Raw genomic sequence first — 18101 nt, 5'->3', positions numbered from 1 at the left:
CGGGGCAGTCCGCTTCGGGATGTTCGCCCGCCTGTTCTATAGCCTCGGCGCCGCCGGAGGCGGCGCAGCCTTCTCGCAGTTCCCCGAGTACTACGCCCACTACGTCCAGCGCCTGGGCGGGCGCATCGACCAAGCGCGCCAGCGTGCCGAAGAGATTCGGACCGACGCCGCGGAGAAAGGCCTCACGGTCGAGGATTACATCGAGCAGTTCCTGGAGAGCGCGCCGCACAGCCTGGAAGGCGCGCGCATGTCGGAGAGCATCTTCCAGCTCGACCGCATGGAAGCCGCCTACCGGGCGTTGCGCGACGCGCCGCCGTTGCAGCGCCCCTTCGCTTTCGCCGAGCACATGAACACGGGCCTTGTCGAGGCCACGCTGGGCGACTTCAATCCCGCCGTGCCGCTCACGCCGGAAGGCCTCGCCTACGCGGCCTGCGGCGTGCTGGCCGGCCTGATCTTAGTTCTCGGCTCGCGGCGCGTCCTGCGCCGGCGGCGCCCCAAGGAGTTGGAAGCATAATGTCGAATGGACCTGGCCCCTCGTCCCGCCGCCTTGAGGGCCGCATCGCCGTCGTCACCGGAGCCTCGCGCGGCATCGGCGCCGCCGTGGCCAGGCGCTTCGCCGCCGAAGGCGCGCAGCTGATCCTCATCGCCCGCACCGTCGGAGCGCTGGAGGAACTGGACGACGCGATCCGCGCGGAGGGTGGCAAGCAGCCGGTCCTGGTTCCCCATGACCTGCGCGACTTCGATGGCCTGGACCGCCTTGGCGCTTCCCTGCACGAGCGCTACGGCAAGCTGGACATCCTGGTGGGCAACGCCGGCATACTGGGGCCGCTGACCCCGGTCGGGCACGTCAAGCCGGACATTTGGCAGGAAGTCATGGACGTGAACGTGACCGCCAACTTCCGGCTGATCCGCAGTCTCGATCCCCTGCTGCGGCTCTCCGAGGCCGGGCGGGCGCTCTTCGTTACCTCGGGTGCGGCAGCCGGCGGCAATGCCTACTGGGGGCCCTACGCCGTCTCCAAGGCCGCACTTGAAGCCCTGGTGCGCACCTATGCCGCCGAGATCACCAAGACCAAGGTGAAAGCCAATCTGATCTCCCCCGGCCCGATCCGCACCATGATGCGCGCCGCCGCTTTCCCCGGCGAGGACCCTGAGAGCCTGCGCCCGCCCGAGGCGATCACCGAGGCCTTCGTCGAATTGACCGAACCCGGCTGCGCGAAGAACGGCGAAATCGTCGAGGTGCGCTAACCGCCGGCGCCCGGCCGGACCGGTCGACGGTTCAGGCGGCTTCGCGCAGGCGCTTGTTCAGCTCGCCCTTCAGGAAGCCGGCGATGGCCTCCATGCCGGTGACATCCACGCCGGCGGCGGCTTCGGCCTCGGAGTTGTAGTTGGTGTTGGTGTTCACGTCATAGACCAGCGGCAAGCCGTCCGCACCGACGGCGAACTCGATGCCGGCAATCTCGATGTCGGCGAGCTGCAGGAAACGTTCCAGCCGGGCCTTCAAGCCCGCGTCGATGTCCTCCACCACCTTGAAGGCCGGCCGCGCCGCGCCGGGCAGGCTGCAGACATCAGCCGGGCAGAGCTCGAAACCGTTGCTGGTATCGACCTCGACGGCATAGAGGAAGCGTCCGCCGACGAATTCCGCGCGCGTGACGATGGGCTCACGCGTGACCACGTAGTCCTGCAGCAGGTGTACGCCATCCAGCGGCGCCTCGTAGTCGAAGGTCTCCAGGAACCCGGCGAGATCGTCGGCGTCCTCAAAGAGGTGAACGCCCAGGCCCTTGCCGCCGCGATTCGGTTTCAGCAGGAAGCGCCCCTTGCCAAAGGCCTGCCGCGCGGCAGCGACCAGTTTGTCCTTGCCGACCACAGGAACCGTGCGCGGTGTCGCCACGCCGGCGCGGGCCAGGGCCGCGTACTGGCGCACCTTGCTGATCTCCAGGTCCAGCGCGGCAGGGCCATTGACGATCCGCCGCCCGTACTGGCTCAGCCACGCCAGCGTGACCGCCGTCAGCTCCGCCGAGTAGCGATGCCCGCGCGTGTGCGAGGACGCGCTCATGCGGTTGTAGAAAACCCCTTCCGGCGGGGCCACCGAGAGATCGATGGCGCGCTCCACCAGCAGCCAGTCCTCCCAGGCCGCGCCGCTGCCGTCCAGGGCCGCGGCCAGCGGGGGCAGCCAGTCAGGGTTCTCGTGCAGGACATGGATACGGGGCATGCGCAGCGCCTTTCATGGGGGGAGAAACCTGAGCCTTGAGATAGCCCGGCCAAGCCAAATTACAATATCAAATAGGGAATAATAATTAAATTACATGTTTTATATGTTTATTTTATGCGCGAGAAAGACCTCCCTCCGCTCGGAGTCCCCATCAGGAAACGATGCGGCCGGCAGCGCACCAGGCTATGGCACTGGAGAAGACTCTAGGCGCTGAGCACGAACCCCTCGGGAAAGCGGGTCTGCATGCCGGTTTCGGGCAGCGTCCCGATATCGGCCCGTTCAAAGCGGGCTTCTTCCAGGAGGGCGCTCGCCAGGTTGCTGCCCCGAAGGTCGCTGTGCGAGAGATTGGCGGCACGCAGATTGGCGTTGGTGAAGTCGCAGGCGGCCAGCACCGCGCCGCGGAAATCCACTTCCTTGAGGTTCGAGTTGACGAAGGAGATGGCCGCCAGGTTCCGCTCCGCCAGACTGCGGCCGGCAAGGTTGTGGGCCGTGAAGTCGGCGCGGTTGCCCAACCGGCCGCCGCTGTCGACCCAGCGTTCGTGCTGATCCAGGATCTCGTTCAGTTCGCCGTCGTCGATCGGCTTGGCCGGCGCGGCTTCGATACCCAGTTCGCCGACGTTCATTGCCTCGAAGCTCGCGCCGCGCAGGTCCACCTCGTGCAGGCTGGCATTGTTGAGGCGGGCGCTGCGAAAAGCCGCACCGACAAAGCGGCTGCCCCGCAAATCGGCGCCTTCCAGATTGGTCTCGTCCAGGTTGGCGCCGCTGAAGTCGACGTCCTTCAACTGGGCATAGCTGAGATCGGTGCGGCTGAGGTCGGCATCGCGGAACGAGGACGTAAGCTCGCGCGATACCTGCAGGTCGTCGTCCTCACCGGTGATGATCGCCCCCTTTCGAAGGTCGGCCCGGTCAAACGACGTCCCATCCAGCAGCGCCTTGTCGAAGGTGGCCGCGCGCAGGTCCGCGCGATGGAAGTTGGCGCGGGTCAGGTTCGCCCCCTCGAATTTCGAGGCAAAGAGCTTCGCGCGGCTGAAATCCGCGCCAGTCAGGTCGGCGCCTGAGAAATTGCAGGCCAGGAACTGGGCCTCGGCGAAGCACATGTCCTGGAAGTTCAGCCCGGCCAACAAGCACTTCTGCATGATGATTCGCCGGCCGTCGCGCCGCCGCGTGGCGAAGCGGCCGCTGACGATGGCGAGTTTTTCCAAGGCGTCCTGTGAAATATGGCGTTTGGAGATGATAATATTCTTCGATTCGTAGTACATGTTAGAACTTCTTCGCGCCGTGGATGTAATTGCGTTCCATGAACAAAGCCGCCAGTGCTTTATACTCGGCTTGATCAAGACGCAATCTGCATCCTAGGAATGCACAAAGCCTTAAATTCGGCTGTTACTACAAATACCACGGAAAATTTGTCCTACTTGAGGCAAGTAATTCCTGCGAACAGGACCGGGGTCGTTCGGCCGGAGCAACTGCCCAACAGCCAAGCTTTCCAAGGTTTCCATAGGATTCGGAGTAGCCTTCGCCCTCTGCGGCCACGGCTTTTTCTTGCGGGGGTGGTGGACATACCGAGGGTTAATAGACACCCCCGTCATCTTCCCTATTAGTTGAGCAAGATGTCCCTCAGAAAGCCGAAGACCAGCGCATTGAAGGTCTCCGGCGCCTCGAAATAGGTCGAGTGGCCGACGCCGGGAATAACCTCCAGCCGCGCGCCGGGGATCGTTGCCGCCACCTCTTCCATCACTTCCGGCGGGAACAGCACGTCCTCCGTGCTGGTGATTGCCAAGGTCGGCAAGGCGTAGCCCTGGAGTTCCCGAAGCGAGACCGCCTTGGCCGAGGTGAGTCGGTTGAAGCTGCGCGGGAAGTTGGAGTTGAGGCCGGAGATCTGCCGGGCCAGGTAAGCCCCTTCCGGATTGGCGGCGACGAAGCTCTTGCCGATCTGCCCCGTGCCCGGCGGGATGGCGCCGGAGGCGATATGCTCGATCGCCGCGGTGGCCTTGGGCGTGTCCAGACCGCCGGGCGTGCTGGCCAGCACGAGAGCGGCGACGCGCTCCGGCTGAGTCACCGCCAGCTTCAACCCGCCCCAGCCGCCCATCGACTGGCAGACCAATGCGGCCTTGTCGATACCCTCGGCATCCAGGATGGCGGCGATGTCTCGGGAAAAATAGGCGGCCTCGAAGTGCGCGCCGTCGCAGCGCGAGCGCCCGAAGCCACGGTGATCGAAGACGATGACCTTGAAGTGCTTCGCAAAGTGAGGGACCTGCTGCCACCAGGACGCACAGTTGCCGCCGCGCCCGTGCGCGAAGACCACCGCCGGCCCTTCGCCGTGGGTTTCGTAATAGAGGCTCGCACCTTCGTTCTCGACCGTCGCCACTGTCGCTCTCCCAATCCTGACAACCCTCAAGCAGTTTAGCAGAAGCCGCGATCCGCAGGAGCAACACATGTCGCGCCGGCCGCTGCCCCACCCCTTGATTTGCCGGACCGCGACCTAGTTTGAGACCTGTTGATGACACCATCGCGCGGAAGGCGGACAGGGAACTCCGCGCCGCCTTCAATTGAGCGTGGAAGCACTTCCATACCTGGGCCGCGGGACAGCCGCAGCCGGGACCAGCGTTTTCGCGGGTTCCTCCCCAGCGAAAAGAAGCCACGACGACAAGGAGCAGAAATGTCCGACAAACCCGTTCTCTATGGTTTCGATGGATCCACCTACGTGCGCACCGTCCGCATGGTGCTCGCCGACAAGGGAGTCGACTACGACCAGGTGCCGGTGAATGTGCTGGCCGGCGAGCCGCGACAGGCGGATCACCTCGCCAGGCATCCCTTCGGCAAGGTCCCGGTGATCGATATCGACGGCATGCGGATTCGGGAGACCGACGCCATCTGCCGCTATCTCGAAGAGACCCTGCCGGATCCCTCCTGCATGCCGAAAAGCGCAGGGGACCGTGCGCGCATGAACGAGGCGATCAGCCTCATCAACAGCTACGGCTACGGCGCCCTGGTGGGGGTCGCCGGTTATCACCTCTTTCCCGACTTCATCGGCGGCAAGAACGAGGAGCAGCGCCAGGTCTGCCTGCAAGACAGCGCAAAGCTTCTGACGCTGCTGATGGAGAACAAAGGAGACGCCCCCTGGCTGGCCGGCAGTAAGCCGAGTCTCGCCGACTACCTGCTCGGACCGATCATCTTCTATGTCTCGCTGACCCCGGATGCCGAGCAAATCCTCAGCGTGCCCGGCGTCTCGGATTGGTGGCAGCGGATGCAGGACGTCGATAACTTCAAGGCAACCGAGCCCGATCTGGGCTGACGCCGCCGCCGGGCCGCGGCCGATGCGACTTGGCGCGCGGCTCCGGCGGCCTAGCGATTCTTCCTGTCGCTCTTCGGCTTCTTCCGGCCCGCGTAGGGGTTGTCGCCCTTGCGGAAGTTGAGGCGGATCGGCGTGCCCGGCAGGTCGAAGGCCTCGCGCAAGCCGTTCTCCAGGTAGCGCAGGTAGGAGGGCGGCAGCTCCTGCGGCTTGGAGCAGAAGATGGCAAAGGTCGGCGGGCGCGTCTTGGCCTGGGTCATGTATTTCAGACGCACGCGCCGCCCGTTCACCGCCGGTGGCGGGTGCGACGAGGTCACCGCATCCAGCCAGCGGTTCAGGTCCGCCGTCGCGACGCGGCGGTTCCACACGTCGTAGGCCTGGAACACCGCCTCTAGCAGCGCGCCGATATTGTGGCCCTGCAACGCCGAGAGCGTCACCACGGGGATGCCGCGGGTCTGCGGCAGGGAGCGCAGCAGGCGGTCTTGGATGGCCGCCAAGGCGGCGTCGCGCTCGCGGCAGGAGTCCCACTTGTTGACGCCGATCACCAGCGCCCGGCCCTCGTCCACCACCATGCGGGCGATGGTGAGGTCCTGCTTTTCCAGCCCCTCCTCCACGTCCAGCAGCAGCACCACCACCTGGGCGAAGCGGATGGCGCGCAGGGTGTCCTGCGTCGAGAGCTTCTCGATCTTCTCCACCACCCGCGCCTTGCGGCGCAGCCCGGCGGTATCCACCAGGCGCAGCGGACGGCCCTTGTAGGCCCATTCCACGGCAATCGAATCGCGGGTGATGCCCGCCTCGGGGCCGGTCAGCAGGCGCTCCTCGCCCAGCAGCTTGTTGATGAGGGTCGACTTGCCGACGTTGGGCCGGCCGACTACGGCGAGCTGCAGCACGCCGCCGGTTTCCTCCGGCGCCTCGGCTTCGGCTTCCCCCCCCTCCGGCGCTTCTTCGGGCAGGGTTTCCTCCGCCTTCTCCGCCACCGCGACAACGGCGTCGTAGAGATCGCTCATGCCCAGGCCGTGCTCGGCGGAGATCGGGATCGCCTGGCCCAGGCCCAGGCTGTAGGCGTCGTTGAGACCGGCTTCGGCTTCCCGTCCCTCGCACTTGTTGGCGACCAGGGCCACGGGCTTGCCACTGCGCCGCAGCCAGCGGGCGAAGTGCTCGTCCAGGGCGGTGATCCCGGCGCGCGCGTCGATGACCAGCAGCGCCAGGTCGGACTCCGCCACGGCACGCTCGGTCTGCGCGCGCATGCGGCCCTCCAGGCTGGCGTCGAAGACCTCCTCCAGGCCGGCGGTGTCGATGACCCGGAACTCCAGCCCGAAGAGGTTGGCCTCCCCTTCGCGGCGGTCGCGGGTGACGCCCGGCGTGTCGTCGACCAGCGCCAGGCGCTGCCCGACCAGCCGGTTGAAGAGGGTCGACTTGCCCACGTTGGGGCGTCCGATGATGGCGACGGTGATGGTCATGGCACTGGAATAGGGTGCGGAAGACCCCGCCGCAAGCCCCATCGCGGGGCGCCTTCCGGCCGGGCCCCGCTCCGCCCCCGGCGGGCGTCCGGGAACGGGCCGCTGCGGGGCGGGCCGGAGCGGCTAGCGCAGGGCGACCAGATCGCCGCCGTTGGTGACCAGATAAAGGCTGTTGTTGGCGACCACCGGGGCCACCGCGGCCCCGTCGCCCAGGTCGAAGAAGCCGAGCAGCTTCCCGTCGTAGGGCGACACCGAGATCACCTCGCCGTGCGAGCCGGCGATGACCAGCCGGTCGCCGGCCAGCACCGGGCCGCGCCAGCGGATCGGCACGTCCTGCTCCTCCGGGTCGGCGAAGCGCGGCAGCGGCGTCACCCAGCGGATGCGCCCATCGTGCCGCTGCAGGCAGACGACCTGGCCGTCGTTGGTCAGCACGTAGAGGAAATCCCCCGCCGCCCAAGGCATCTGCACGCCGCCGACGTCCGCCTGCCAGGCCCGCACGCCCTGGCGCAGGTTGACCGCCAGCATCTGGCCGGCATGGCTGACCGCGAAGACGAGGTCGCGGTCGATCACCGGCAAGCCCCGGATCTGGGCGATGTCGGCCAGCGGATCGAGCCGGCGGATGGCGCTGAGGTTCTCGCTCCATACCGTGCGGCCGTCGTCGGTCAGAAGCGCCAGGACCTCGCCCGAGGAATAGGGCACCACGACCGTGTTACGCGACACCGCCGGGCTCGCCGTCCCCAGCAGACCGGCGGTCTCCTGCACGCCGACGTGGTTCCATAGGCGCTCGCCGGTCTCGGCGTTCAGCACCAGAAGCTGGTTGTCCAGGGTGACCACGAAGACCCGTCCGTCGCTGGCCACGGGAGCCCCGCGCATGGGCCCCGGCGCCTTGTGGATCCACAGCAGCTCGCCCGTCTTCGCGTCCAGGGCAAAGATCCGTGCGAAACCGGTGGAAACGAAGATCCTGCCCCCCTCTGCGGCGATGCCGCCGCCGAAGTAGATGCCGTCCTCGTCGTCGTCCTCCAGGTCGACCCGCCACAGGCGGCTGCCGTTGGTGGCCGAGAAGGCGGAAACGGTGGAACGCGCGTCCATGGCGTAGACGGCGTCCTCGACGACGATGGGCTGGGCCAGCAACTGGGCCACGTCGCCCGACCCCTCGCCCAAGTCGGCGCTCCAGACCCGGCGCGGATTGGCGCTGAGCGAGAGGTGATACATGGCGTGGGCGGCGCTGCCGCCGGGCTGCGCCCAATCGGTGTTGATATAGGGCTCCGGCAGGCGCACGGGTACGTCAGCGATCGTGGGGTCGGCCCTGAGGCCGCGCTCGTAGGCCAGAATGGCGATGCGCTGGCCGGGCAGCGGCGGAGCCTCGGTCTCCCCGAACCAGTCGCTGATGCCGCAGGCGGAAACCACGAGCGGCAGGGAAAGCGGCAACAGGAGGCGCTTGAACATTAGAGACATCGGAAAATCATCCAGGCAAGGAGGCGAGCAGTTCCGCGGCGCGGCTGCGGCTGCCGCTAGGCGCGGCGGGATCGTCGGTGATCTTGACCAAGTGCTCGCGCGCCGCTTCCCGGTCGCCTTCGCGCAAGGCCAGGACCGCCAGCAGCTCCAGGGCGGTAAAGCGGTAAGGTGCCTCGGGGCCTGCCAGGGACTGCAGTTCACCCCGCAGAACCGCCGGATCGCCGTCGTCCATCCGTTCCAAGACGATCAGCAAGCTCCCGAGCTGGCTCATCGCGGGTCCGGAAGTGCCCTCGCTGGCCAGCCGCTGCCAAATCTGCCCGGCGGCGGCATCGTCGCTTTCAGCGGCGAGTTGAGCCTCGGTCAAGGCCGCGAGCAGCGCGTAGCCATCGCCCGCGGGATCGCTGAGCGCGGCCAGCACTTGCCGGGCCTTGGCTTCGTCGCCGCCGTCGATCAGGGCGAGAGCCTCGGCATAGCTGTTGGAACGCTCGCCGCGCAGCTTCTGGTCATAGGCCTGCCAGCCCTTGTAGCCGGCCACGCCAAGCACCACCACCACCGCTGCGGCATAGATGAAGAGACTGTAGCGCTTCCACCACTCCGCCGCCTTGTCGCGGCGCAGATCCTCATCGACTTCCTGAAAGATATCGGCCACTGGCCACTCCCTATTACTCGCCCCGCCGGCTGCGCCGGTCCCGGCGATTCAACTCCGGGAACCGCTGCCGGTCTTCCGTGCCGACCCCTTGAACACCCGAAGGCGCTTCGTTGATAAAGCCCTTCCCCGGCTTCATCAACCACGGATTCACCGCTTTTCGGCGCTACGCCTTTTGCGGCGGCGGCTTCGCCCTCGCAGCCCTCCGGGCCTCAGGCGGCCTTCCACTTGATGCTGCAGCCCATGGAAGCGATCTGATCCTCCGGCCCCTTGCCGGTCTCCGCGATCAGCTTCATGGCCTCGTAGAGCTCTCTTCGCGCATTGGGCACCGGGGCCGTCCGCGATTCATCCAGGCGCCCCCGGTACTGAAGCTGCAGATCCTTGTTGAAGCCGAAGAAATCGGGCGTGCAGACCGCCCCGTAGGCCCGGGCCGTCTCCTGGGTGGGGTCCACCAGGTAGGGAAAATCCAGTCCGTGATCACGGGCGAAGGCCTTCATATTCTCGAAGGAATCCTCCGGATAGGCCGTGGGGTCGTTGGCGTTGATGCCCGCCACGCCAATCCCCAGCGCCGCCAGGGCCCTGGCCTCCTCGCCCAAGCGGCCGGCGATGGAGCGCACATAGGGGCAGTGGTTGCACATGAAAACGATCAACACACCCTTCGGGCCGGCGATGTCGGACAGGCTGTAGGCCTTACCGTCGATGCCCTGCAGCGAGAAGTCCGCCGCGCTCCAGCCGAAGTCGCAGATAGGGGGCGATTTCGCCATGAATTCCCGACTCCATCTTCATTGTATAAACAGATGCTTATGACGGTTTTCTAATCTATCAGCAAACATCTGGAACGTTAACAGATTCTTCAGCGCGGACCGCCAGACTGAAGTTGGGTGTTTGGCGAAAATCCAACACTCCGGGCCCTGCCCGGCGGCCGTGCGCAGCATCCCCTGCAGGCGCCATCCTAAGCGCCAACGGCCCCCTTGTCAGGACGCCAAGGTCAGGAACGACAGTTGGCCGCAGGCACCGCGGCAATCAGGAGCTCAAGGTATGAGGCTGCAGCACAAGTCCCTCTTCGCCGTCCCCCTTCTCATGGCGACCCTCGCGGCCTGCGATCCGGGCTCCCAGGCGATGCTGGCCGGCGCTTCCCTCGTGACCTTCGTCCATACCGACAAGACCATCGGCGACCACGTCGCCACTTGGGCCTTCGACAAGGACTGCTCGACCCTCAGCCTGGCCAACGGTGAGGGGTACTGTCACGAAACCATGACCGAGGAGCAGCGCAAGGCCGCCGAGGCCGAGGCCGCGGCGCAACGGGCCGGCACCTACTGCTACCGGACCCTCGGTGCCATCAACTGCTTCCGCCAGCCGGACACGATGGCCAGCAGCGCCGCCCGGGTCCGCTGACCCCCCTTCCCAGCCGTCCCGGATTCGCCGCTCCCGGTCTCAACTAAGGAATCCCATTCTCTCCCGCGGGCCCGGTCGTGATGGCTGGACGGCAGCCGAAAATTGCGGAAAACTGGTCTTCGCTACGGATTTGAGACCCCCTTTGAGCTTCGCGGGAGGCCCGCCGCCTTCATGAGCCAGCTGTACAGCTTCAACGAAAGCCGCAAGACTCCGCGGCGCGTGTTCTTCGACCGGGCCGAGTTGAACCAGTTGCTCTCGCTCTACAGCCGGAATGTCGCCAGTGGCGAGTGGCGCGACTACGCCATCGATCAAGCGGGCGGGGCGGCGATCTTTTCAGTCTTTCGCCATACTCATGACGCCCCGCTCTACGCCATCGCCAAGCAGCGCAACAATCGCTCCATTGAGTATGTCGTATTTTCGGGCCGAGAAAAAATTAAAAGATCTAATAACTTAAGAGATGCTCTTAAAGTTTTTAGGAAACGTTTGCGCGTGGTTTCCTGACGCATCCTCCGTCATTGCCGTCCACCCCTGCTCCCTCGCGCCCCGCCATCCGGCGCAGAGAGTGAAGAAGTGCGCGGTTCGACCTAAGAAAAACATTAAAAATATTTGTTTTTAAACAATATTTCTTGCTCGCGGCACTCCACCTTAACCGGTCGCCCGCCTTCCCATCGCAGGCCTTCCTTAACCTAATAACTTAAGCGGCAAGCAATCTAATAATGGGACGATCAGGCAATTCCTTAGCTTTCCCCAATCGGCTTGAGGAAGAGTATCTGTCTCGATCGAGCCAGCGGTAGATTCCCCCAACTGCCGCTGGCTCATTCACTCTGCGAGGCCGAAGTGCAACCCTTGGGCGGTCCCGGAGGCCCCCAGACAAACGGTGGTGAACATGCCCTGGGACCAGGACGTCGGCGCATCCCAACTGCAGGATTCGGATCCTTCCGAGCGGCGGCGCTTCATCCGCGCCGCCACGGTTCTCAAGGCCCGGCTGGTGACGCCTGAGGGCACCGTCGAAGGCACGGTCCTGGATGCCTCGCTCAACGGCGTGAAGGTCTGGGCCGCGGGCGAAGTGCCGGTAGGCACCAAGGTCACCCTGCTGCTGACCGGCGCCGCACACTTCGGCGGCGAGGTGGTCTGGCGCCGCGGCGAGACCCTGGGGCTCTGCTTCCAGGACGATCCGGAGAAAGTCGCGGCCATCATGGCCGCACTGCTGCCGCAACGCTGCCTGCAGGTCGGCCACGCCTGACCCCGAGGCCCCTTCCCGACGCCCCCGGCTTCAGACGCGGGGGCCCGGACAGCACACCATCCAAGGCCCCCTACGTCGCTTCCCGCGCCTATCTTTCCGGCAGGCTGCGCAGATAGGCGACGATCGCGTCGAGATCGGCCTCGGCGATATTGGCGTAGTAGCCGACCGGCATGGGCGGCAGCAGCCGGCTGCCGTCGGGGCGGAGCCCCTGGGTGATCGCCATCTTGATCTCGGCGTCACTCCAGCCGCCGAGGTTCGCCGGTGTGATGTTGGCGCCGTAGCTGGTGCCCCAGGGTCCGCGGAACGCCAAGCCGCCGGCACCCGTCTGGTGCTCCCAATCCGGACCCTTCGGCCCCATCGGCGAGTGGCACTCGATGCAGTGGCCCAGCGGGCCGGCCAGGTAAGCGCCGTAGGCGGCGCCATCGGCCGGCGTCACCTCGGCCACCGCGGTTACCGGCGGGCCGTAGCTCGGCGGCAGCGGGATCCGGTACTCGGAGGCCGGCACCTGGTTCTTCACCGCTTTCAGGCTGCGCAGATAAGCGACGATGGCCCGCACGTCACGGTCGGAGAGACTGCGGTAGAGGCTGATCGGCATGGGCGGCCCGATGATGGAGCCGTCAGGGCGGCGCCCCTCGCGGATCGCCGCGATGATCTGTTCGTCGGTCCAACCGCCGAGTCCGGTCTCGACGTCGGGCGTCAGGTTGGCGCCATAGGCGGTGAAGGCATCGTCGTCGATCCGCAGCCCGCCCGCCAGTTCCATGCCCGCCAGCGGGCCCTCGGGGCCTTGCGGCGTATGGCAGTTGCCGCAGGCGACGATGCTTTGCATCAGGTAGGTTCCCCGCTCCAGCAGGGTTTCGGCGCGCGCCTCCGCAGCGGAGATCACTATGGCGGCAAGCCCCAGAACGGCACAGGCAACGGCCCAGCCCCGGCGCCCGAGACGGCACGGCGCGGTGGTCCCCCTATACGATCGCATGATGTCTAATATCCCTCAAAATCGGCGCTTTGGCCGCGCCTGTTAATTGCGGCGGCGTTCTCTAGCCGATTCCAGGATGCCACACCAGCCGGAATCCGTAGCGCAAAAGAGGCAGCCGGACCGGGGGAAGGACGCATCTATTCAATGGCACCGCGGGCGTGCAACCGCCGTGAATTGAAACCGGGCATCCTGCTCTATGAAGGGTATATCCGTGGGACGCGGCCGCGGCTTGCGTGGCGACGGACACAAGAGATGAACGCCGGCCCATCCGTCGCTATAACTGGCCTCGGCTCAGGGCGGCTTGCCGGCCTGCCACCGGGCCGGCAGGACACCTGCTGCTGACGAAAGGATTCCATGCTCGGCGATCCCCGATCCCACGGTCTATGGGAGACAACCGCACCGGCCGCGCCGGCGACGGCCGCCTTGGCGGGCGATTGCCGGACGGACGTGGTCATTGTCGGCGGCGGCTATACCGGCCTGTCGGCGGCCCTGCACCTGGCGGAATCCGGCGCCGATGTCATTCTGCTTGAGGCTGCGGAGATCGGCTTCGGCGGCGCCGGGCGCAACGTCGGCCTGGTCAACGCAGGCATGTGGGTGCAACCGGACGTCCTGGTCGGAACCATGGGGCCAGAGCGGGGCGAAGCGCTTCTGGACTTGCTCGGCGACGCCCCCCGCGCGGTCTTCGACTTGATCGAAAAGCACGCCATCGACTGCGAGGCCGTGCGCAGCGGGACGCTTCACTGTGCCGTGGGCTCCTCCGGCCTGCGGGAATTGCGGGAGCGCGAGGCGCAATGGCGCCGCCGGGGGGCCGCCGTCGAGCTGCTGAACGCCGCCCAGACCGCCGAGAAGACCGGCACCACGGCCTTCGCGGCGTCGCTTCTCGACCGCCGCGCCGGCACCATTCAGCCGCTGGCTTACGCGCGCGGGCTCGCCCGGGCCGCCATCGCGGCCGGTGCGACGCTCCATACCGGGTCCCGGGCCGACCGCCTGGAGCGGAGCGGAGCGGACTGGCGCCTGGCCACGGCTCAAGGATCGGTGACCGCGGCGCGGGTCATCGTCGCCACCGATGCCTATTCCGCGGCGCCCTGGTCCAACCTGCGCCGCCAGCAGGTCAAACTGCCGTTCTTCAACTTTGCCACGCCGCCGCTCGCGGAGGACCTGCAGCGGAAAATCCTGCCCGAGCGGCAGGGGGCCTGGGACACCAGGACCGTGCTCACCTCCTTACGGCTCGACCGGGCCGGGCGCCTGATCGTCGGCAGCGTGGGCGCGCTGCGGGGCAGCGGCGTCGCCGTCCACCGGGCCTGGGCCAAACGCGCCCTGCGCCGCCTCTTTCCGGAGATCGGGGCTGTCCGTTTCGAGGCCGAGTGGTTCGGCACCATCGGAATGACCGACGACAACCTGCCCCGCTTCCACCGCCTGGACGATAACGTCATCACGATCTGCGGCTATAACGGGCGCGGAATCGCCCCAGGCACGGTCTTCGGTCGCTGGCTGGCCGACCTGGCGCTGGGCCGCGTGCGGGACGGCGACTGTCCCCTCCCCTGTACGGTTCCGCGGGACGCGCGATTCCGGCTGCTCAGGGAAGGCGCGATCGAGTTCGGCGCGCAGCTCGCTCACCTCGCGCCGTGAGTCCGCGGCCCGGCGCCCCTTGGGAACGGGCATAACCTGAACACACATTCCGGCGCGCGGGATGCTATAAGAGTCGCCCTTTAAGAGGGCCATCGCCGCTGCCGACGGCGGATGGGGTCCCAGGACCGTGAAGAAGCAGGAAAACGAACTTAGGAGACATGATGATGATGCGTTTGCTCAAAGCCATTTTTCTCATCGGCCTTCTGGCCGGTCCGGTCGCGGCCTGCAGCGGCGAGACGGCGGGCGAATACATCGACGATTCGGTCATCAGCAACACCGTCCGCGCCAAGCTCATCGACGACAAGGACCTCAACATCTTCCAGATCGACGTGACCACCCTCAAAGGCGAGGTGCAGATCAGCGGCTTCGTCGAGTCCCAGGCCGACAAGGACCGCGCCACCCAGGTCGCCAGGACCGTGGACGGCGTCAAGAAGGTCCACAACAACCTTGTCGTCCAATAGCCGGACTTAACCTCATGACCCTTCGTATCGTCCGCCTCGGCACCCGGCGCAGCCCCAGGGAAGGCACCCGCATCGGCACCGTCCGGCGGCCGCCGCGCGGGGTGAAGAAGGAACGCTACGCCGCCGACGACTGGTACGACGTCTGGTACCCGGAACTCTCGCCCAGCCAGGCGCTGGTCGCCCAGGCCCTGAAAGCGGAGACGGCGGCGCAGTGGAACGCCTTCGTGCGGGAGTTCAAAAAGGAGATGAAAGAGTCGGCCGCCAGCAGGACCTTGGACCTGCTGGCGGCGCTCTCTCATGGCGCGGACTTCTCGCTCGGCTGCTATTGCGAGGACGAGGCCCGCTGCCACCGCTCCGTGCTGCGCGACCTGCTGGCCGAACGCGGCGCGAAGCTTGGCTGACCCAAGAATGGCCTGAAGCTAGACCCCGGCGACCACGGCGATCTCCACCGTGTACTGCGGGGCCGCGAGCTTGGCTTCGACGCAGGCGCGCCCCGGCGTGTTGCCCGGCGACACCCAGGCATCCCACTCGGAATTCATCTCGTTGAAGGTCGCCATGTCGGTGATCCAGATCGTCGCCGACAGCAGCTTGGTCTTGTCCGTCCCGGCCTGCGCCAGCAGCTCGTCGATGCGGGCGAGGATGTCTTTCGTCTGCTCGGCGACCGAGGCGCCCGGCGCGCGCTGCGCCACCTGACCGGCGAGGAAGACGAGATTGCCGTAGACGACGGCCTGGGACATGCGCGGGCCTACGTCAATACGCTTGATGTCGGTCATGGAGTTTCCTTTTTCAGTAGAAGTTACAGTTCGAACGGCCCGATTGAGATACGTCGGCCAAGCGGGGCCGTCGAGCGAAATCGGCAGCCGCGGGGCGGATACCCGCCGCCCCCGGCAGCCTGCCGCCGCCCCGCCGGGCTTCACGAAAACGGGATTGGCAAGGCGCGCCGCCTGATCCCATATTGGGATCGGTTCCACACAGGGAGATACCGCAATGACCGAGCGAGCCGTTCTGGCCGGTGGCTGCTTCTGGGGCATGCAGGACCTGATCCGCAAGCTGCCGGGCGTTCTCGAGACCCGCGTGGGCTACAGCGGCGGCGACGTGCCCAACGCGACCTACCGCAACCACGGCACCCATGCCGAGGCCATCGAGATCCTCTTCGATCCCGGGAAGATCAGCTACCGGCAACTGCTGGAGTTCTTCTTCCAGATCCACGATCCCACCACGCCGAACCGCCAGGGCAACGACAGGGGAATGTCCTACCGCTCGGCGATCTACTACGCCAGCGACGAGCAGAAGAAGACCGCCGAGGACACCATCGCCGACGTCGACGCCTCGGGCCTCTGGCCCGGCAAGGTCGTCACCGAGGTGGAGCCGGCCGGCGACTTCTGGGAGGCCGAGCCGGAGCACCAGGACTACCTGCAGCGCGTCCCTCACGGCTATACCTGCCACTTCGTGCGTCCCAACTGGGTCCTGCCCAAGCGCAGCGCAGCGGAGTAGGCGGACTATTCACACTCGAGGATCGCCACAGGCAATCCTGTCGTCCCGGGGCTTGACCCCGGGATCCAATGCCCTCGCCACCTGACTGCGACGCCGACATCGGACGTACTGCGCTAGCAGCCGACACCAAACCAACCATGGGACGGGATCTTCATACACCAACGTCAATGGGTCCCGGGGTCAAGCCCCGGGACGACAGCGGCGTGCATACGGCGAAGTGAGGGGCGGCTAGCACCCTACTCCCACGAGCCCTACTCCCACTCAATCGTCCCCGGCGGTTTCGAGGTCACATCGTAGACGACGCGGTTGATGCCGCGCACCTCGTTGATGATGCGGGTGGCGACGCCGGCCAGGAAGTCGTGGTCGAAGGGGTAGCTCTCTGCCGTCATGCCGTCGGTGGAGGTGACGGCGCGCAGGGCGCAGACGTAGTCGTAGGAGCGCGCGTCACCCATGACGCCGACGGTCTTCACCGGCAGCAGCACGGCGAAGGCCTGCCAGATGGCGTCGTAGAGCCCGGCCTTGCGGATGGCGTCCAGGTAGACCGCGTCGGCCTTCCTCAGGATATCGGCCTGCTCGCGCGTCACCGCGCCCGGGATGCGGATGGCCAGGCCCGGCCCCGGGAAGGGATGGCGGCCGACCAGGGCCTCGGGCAGGCCCAGCTCGCGGCCCAGCTCCCTCACCTCATCCTTGAACAGCTCGCGCAGGGGCTCGACCAGTTGCATGTTCATGCGCTCGGGCAGGCCGCCGACGTTGTGGTGCGACTTGATGGTGACGCTCGGCCCGCCGGTGAAAGAGACGGACTCGATAACGTCGGGATAGAGCGTGCCCTGGGCCAGGAAGTCGGCGCCGCCGATCTTCGCCGCCTCCTCCTCGAAGACGTCGATGAAGGTGCCGCCGATGATCTTGCGCTTCTTCTCCGGGTCGTCGACGCCGTCCAGCTTGCCGAGGAAGAGGTCGCTGGCGTCGCGGTGGACCAGCGGAATGTTGTAGTGACCGCGGAAGACGTCCACCACCTGCTCGGCCTCGTTGAGGCGCAGCAGGCCGTGGTCGACGAAGATGCAGGTGAGCTGGTCGCCGATGGCCTCGTGGATCAGCACGGCGGCCACCGAGGAATCGACACCGCCGGAGAGGCCGCAGATCACCTTGGCGTCGCCGACCTGGGCGCGGATCGCGTCAATCGCCTGCTGGCGGAAGGCCGCCATGGTCCAGTCGCCGGAGCAGCCGCAAACCGCGTGAGTGAAGTTGGCGAGCAGCTTGGCGCCGTCGGGCGTGTGCACGACCTCGGGGTGGAACTGCACGGCGTAGATCTTGCGATCCTCGTTGGCGATGACCGCGTAGGGCGCGCCCTCGGAAGTGCCGTAGACCTTGAAGCCCTCGGGCAGGCGCACGACGCGGTCGCCGTGGCTCATCCAGACCTGGTGCTTTTCGCCGGTGGCCCAGACGCCCTTGGTCAGCGTGGTGTCGGCCTGCAGCTCGACGAAGGCCTTGCCGAACTCCTGGTGGTCGGAGCCCTCGACCTCGCCGCCAAGCTGCGCGCAGATGGTCTGCTGTCCATAGCAGATGCCGAGGATGGGCACGCCGGACTCGAAGACGATCTGCGGTGCGCGCGGCGTATCGCTGCCGGTGACGGACGCCGGCCCGCCGGACAGAATGATGCCCTGGGGCGCGAAGTCGGCGATGCGCTGCGGGTCTGTGTTGAAGGGAAAGATCTCGCAGTAGACCCCGCTCTCACGCACCCGCCGGGCGATGAGCTGGGTTACCTGGGACCCGAAGTCGAGAATGAGAATGCGGTCTGTCATGCGGTTTTCCGTCCTGATCGCGCCCCGCTGCGAGGCGGCCTTGCA

20 protein-coding genes are annotated in these 18101 nt (G+C 66.5%); 10 read left to right on the top strand and 10 right to left on the bottom strand.

Annotated elements, in window-relative coordinates:
- Window positions 1-19 precede the first annotated feature (19 nt).
- The gene (locus AAFN88_RS12280) at window positions 20-514 is read left to right on the top strand and encodes a DUF2937 family protein (RefSeq protein ID WP_347520601.1); all 495 of its coding nucleotides are present in this window, start codon (window positions 20-22) and stop codon (window positions 512-514) included.
- Window positions 514-1245, top strand: a complete 732-nt coding sequence (locus tag AAFN88_RS12275; protein ID WP_347520600.1) for an SDR family NAD(P)-dependent oxidoreductase — start codon at window positions 514-516, stop codon at window positions 1243-1245. The genes AAFN88_RS12280 and AAFN88_RS12275 overlap by 1 nt, the downstream gene beginning before the upstream one ends.
- A gap of 31 nt (window positions 1246-1276) precedes the next feature.
- On the opposite strand, the gene AAFN88_RS12270 is transcribed toward AAFN88_RS12275, so the two are convergent.
- The 3 genes from AAFN88_RS12270 to AAFN88_RS12260 form a co-directional block, all read right to left on the bottom strand.
- A complete protein-coding gene (locus AAFN88_RS12270) occupies window positions 1277-2209 on the bottom strand; it encodes an alpha-L-glutamate ligase (RefSeq protein WP_347520599.1) in 933 nt (310 codons plus the stop codon).
- A 203-nt stretch (window positions 2210-2412) separates the two neighbouring features.
- Window positions 2413-3468, bottom strand: coding sequence for a pentapeptide repeat-containing protein (locus AAFN88_RS12265; protein ID WP_347520598.1), 1056 nt, complete (start codon window positions 3466-3468; stop codon window positions 2413-2415).
- Between the two features lie 338 nt (window positions 3469-3806).
- The gene (locus AAFN88_RS12260; protein WP_347520597.1) at window positions 3807-4577 is read right to left on the bottom strand and encodes an alpha/beta fold hydrolase; all 771 of its coding nucleotides are present in this window, start codon (window positions 4575-4577) and stop codon (window positions 3807-3809) included.
- Window positions 4578-4868: 291 nt separating this feature from the next.
- Between AAFN88_RS12260 and AAFN88_RS12255 the strand changes: the two genes are divergently transcribed.
- The gene (locus AAFN88_RS12255) at window positions 4869-5504 is read left to right on the top strand and encodes a glutathione S-transferase family protein (protein ID WP_347520596.1); all 636 of its coding nucleotides are present in this window, start codon (window positions 4869-4871) and stop codon (window positions 5502-5504) included.
- Between the two features lie 50 nt (window positions 5505-5554).
- On the opposite strand, the gene der is transcribed toward AAFN88_RS12255, so the two are convergent.
- The 4 genes from der to AAFN88_RS12235 form a co-directional block, all read right to left on the bottom strand.
- Entirely contained in the window at window positions 5555-6961 is a 1407-nt protein-coding gene (gene der / locus AAFN88_RS12250) for a ribosome biogenesis GTPase Der (RefSeq protein WP_347521663.1), read from the bottom strand.
- Between the two features lie 123 nt (window positions 6962-7084).
- Window positions 7085-8407 (bottom strand): PQQ-binding-like beta-propeller repeat protein, encoded by a 1323-nt coding sequence (locus AAFN88_RS12245; RefSeq protein ID WP_347520595.1) that lies wholly within the window; start codon window positions 8405-8407, stop codon window positions 7085-7087.
- Window positions 8408-8423: 16 nt separating this feature from the next.
- Window positions 8424-9065, bottom strand: a complete 642-nt coding sequence (locus tag AAFN88_RS12240; protein ID WP_347520594.1) for a tetratricopeptide repeat protein — start codon at window positions 9063-9065, stop codon at window positions 8424-8426.
- Between the two features lie 209 nt (window positions 9066-9274).
- Window positions 9275-9826: a thioredoxin family protein gene (locus AAFN88_RS12235; RefSeq protein WP_347520593.1), complete on the bottom strand. Its 552-nt coding sequence runs from the start codon at window positions 9824-9826 to the stop codon at window positions 9275-9277.
- 274 nt (window positions 9827-10100) lie between these two features.
- Here AAFN88_RS12235 and AAFN88_RS12230 point away from each other — a divergent pair, with 274 nt between their 5' ends.
- From AAFN88_RS12230 to AAFN88_RS12220, 3 genes are all read left to right on the top strand, one after another.
- Window positions 10101-10457: a hypothetical protein gene (locus AAFN88_RS12230; RefSeq protein WP_347520592.1), complete on the top strand. Its 357-nt coding sequence runs from the start codon at window positions 10101-10103 to the stop codon at window positions 10455-10457.
- A gap of 171 nt (window positions 10458-10628) precedes the next feature.
- Window positions 10629-10958 carry a DUF2794 domain-containing protein gene (locus AAFN88_RS12225; RefSeq protein WP_347520591.1) on the top strand — a complete coding sequence of 110 codons (330 nt, stop codon included), beginning with the start codon at window positions 10629-10631 and terminating at the stop codon, window positions 10956-10958.
- A gap of 385 nt (window positions 10959-11343) precedes the next feature.
- On the top strand, window positions 11344-11700 hold the full coding sequence (locus tag AAFN88_RS12220) for a PilZ domain-containing protein (protein ID WP_347521662.1): 357 nt from the start codon (window positions 11344-11346) through the stop codon (window positions 11698-11700).
- A gap of 88 nt (window positions 11701-11788) precedes the next feature.
- On the opposite strand, the gene AAFN88_RS12215 is transcribed toward AAFN88_RS12220, so the two are convergent.
- Entirely contained in the window at window positions 11789-12673 is an 885-nt protein-coding gene (locus tag AAFN88_RS12215) for a c-type cytochrome (protein ID WP_347520590.1), read from the bottom strand.
- Window positions 12674-13027: 354 nt separating this feature from the next.
- Here AAFN88_RS12215 and AAFN88_RS12210 point away from each other — a divergent pair, with 354 nt between their 5' ends.
- The 3 genes from AAFN88_RS12210 (at window position 13028) to AAFN88_RS12200 (ending at window position 15164) form a co-directional block, all read left to right on the top strand.
- Window positions 13028-14302 carry an FAD-binding oxidoreductase gene (locus AAFN88_RS12210; protein WP_347520589.1) on the top strand — a complete coding sequence of 425 codons (1275 nt, stop codon included), beginning with the start codon at window positions 13028-13030 and terminating at the stop codon, window positions 14300-14302.
- A 167-nt stretch (window positions 14303-14469) separates the two neighbouring features.
- The gene (locus AAFN88_RS12205; protein ID WP_347520588.1) at window positions 14470-14763 is read left to right on the top strand and encodes a BON domain-containing protein; all 294 of its coding nucleotides are present in this window, start codon (window positions 14470-14472) and stop codon (window positions 14761-14763) included.
- A gap of 14 nt (window positions 14764-14777) precedes the next feature.
- Window positions 14778-15164, top strand: a complete 387-nt coding sequence (locus tag AAFN88_RS12200; RefSeq protein ID WP_347520587.1) for a DUF488 family protein — start codon at window positions 14778-14780, stop codon at window positions 15162-15164.
- An 18-nt stretch (window positions 15165-15182) separates the two neighbouring features.
- On the opposite strand, the gene AAFN88_RS12195 is transcribed toward AAFN88_RS12200, so the two are convergent.
- Entirely contained in the window at window positions 15183-15536 is a 354-nt protein-coding gene (locus AAFN88_RS12195) for a RidA family protein (RefSeq protein WP_347520586.1), read from the bottom strand.
- A gap of 214 nt (window positions 15537-15750) precedes the next feature.
- On the opposite strand from AAFN88_RS12195, the gene msrA reads away from it, so the two are divergent.
- Window positions 15751-16257 carry a peptide-methionine (S)-S-oxide reductase MsrA gene (gene msrA, locus AAFN88_RS12190; RefSeq protein WP_347520585.1) on the top strand — a complete coding sequence of 169 codons (507 nt, stop codon included), beginning with the start codon at window positions 15751-15753 and terminating at the stop codon, window positions 16255-16257.
- Between the two features lie 251 nt (window positions 16258-16508).
- Here msrA and guaA read toward each other — a convergent pair whose 3' ends face one another.
- Window positions 16509-18056 (bottom strand): glutamine-hydrolyzing GMP synthase, encoded by a 1548-nt coding sequence (gene guaA, locus AAFN88_RS12185; RefSeq protein ID WP_347520584.1) that lies wholly within the window; start codon window positions 18054-18056, stop codon window positions 16509-16511.
- Between the last annotated feature and the right edge of the window lie 45 nt (window positions 18057-18101).

This window comes from Pelagibius sp. CAU 1746 (assembly GCF_039839785.1).
Taxonomy (GTDB): domain Bacteria; phylum Pseudomonadota; class Alphaproteobacteria; order Kiloniellales; family Kiloniellaceae; genus Pelagibius.
Note: the sequence above shows the minus strand (reverse complement) of the source record. Positions and strands in the feature narration are given on the sequence as shown.

What these genes read in the sequence shown, in the direction of transcription:
- AAFN88_RS12280 (WP_347520601.1), top strand. Translation starts at nt 20, where the DNA reads ATGTTCGCCCGCCTGTTCTATAGCCTCGGCGCCGCCGGAGGCGGCGCA.
- AAFN88_RS12195 (WP_347520586.1), bottom strand. Translation starts at nt 15,536, where the DNA reads ATGACCGACATCAAGCGTATTGACGTAGGCCCGCGCATGTCCCAGGCC.
- AAFN88_RS12265 (WP_347520598.1), bottom strand. Translation starts at nt 3,468, where the DNA reads ATGTACTACGAATCGAAGAATATTATCATCTCCAAACGCCATATTTCA.
- AAFN88_RS12255 (WP_347520596.1), top strand. Translation starts at nt 4,869, where the DNA reads ATGTCCGACAAACCCGTTCTCTATGGTTTCGATGGATCCACCTACGTG.
- AAFN88_RS12200 (WP_347520587.1), top strand. Translation starts at nt 14,778, where the DNA reads ATGACCCTTCGTATCGTCCGCCTCGGCACCCGGCGCAGCCCCAGGGAA.
- AAFN88_RS12275 (WP_347520600.1), top strand. Translation starts at nt 514, where the DNA reads ATGTCGAATGGACCTGGCCCCTCGTCCCGCCGCCTTGAGGGCCGCATC.
- AAFN88_RS12210 (WP_347520589.1), top strand. Translation starts at nt 13,028, where the DNA reads ATGCTCGGCGATCCCCGATCCCACGGTCTATGGGAGACAACCGCACCG.
- AAFN88_RS12230 (WP_347520592.1), top strand. Translation starts at nt 10,101, where the DNA reads ATGAGGCTGCAGCACAAGTCCCTCTTCGCCGTCCCCCTTCTCATGGCG.
- msrA (WP_347520585.1), top strand. Translation starts at nt 15,751, where the DNA reads ATGACCGAGCGAGCCGTTCTGGCCGGTGGCTGCTTCTGGGGCATGCAG.
- guaA (WP_347520584.1), bottom strand. Translation starts at nt 18,056, where the DNA reads ATGACAGACCGCATTCTCATTCTCGACTTCGGGTCCCAGGTAACCCAG.
- AAFN88_RS12205 (WP_347520588.1), top strand. Translation starts at nt 14,470, where the DNA reads ATGCGTTTGCTCAAAGCCATTTTTCTCATCGGCCTTCTGGCCGGTCCG.
- AAFN88_RS12245 (WP_347520595.1), bottom strand. Translation starts at nt 8,407, where the DNA reads ATGTTCAAGCGCCTCCTGTTGCCGCTTTCCCTGCCGCTCGTGGTTTCC.
- AAFN88_RS12215 (WP_347520590.1), bottom strand. Translation starts at nt 12,673, where the DNA reads ATGCGATCGTATAGGGGGACCACCGCGCCGTGCCGTCTCGGGCGCCGG.
- AAFN88_RS12225 (WP_347520591.1), top strand. Translation starts at nt 10,629, where the DNA reads ATGAGCCAGCTGTACAGCTTCAACGAAAGCCGCAAGACTCCGCGGCGC.
- AAFN88_RS12270 (WP_347520599.1), bottom strand. Translation starts at nt 2,209, where the DNA reads ATGCCCCGTATCCATGTCCTGCACGAGAACCCTGACTGGCTGCCCCCG.
- AAFN88_RS12235 (WP_347520593.1), bottom strand. Translation starts at nt 9,826, where the DNA reads ATGGCGAAATCGCCCCCTATCTGCGACTTCGGCTGGAGCGCGGCGGAC.
- AAFN88_RS12220 (WP_347521662.1), top strand. Translation starts at nt 11,344, where the DNA reads ATGCCCTGGGACCAGGACGTCGGCGCATCCCAACTGCAGGATTCGGAT.
- der (WP_347521663.1), bottom strand. Translation starts at nt 6,961, where the DNA reads ATGACCATCACCGTCGCCATCATCGGACGCCCCAACGTGGGCAAGTCG.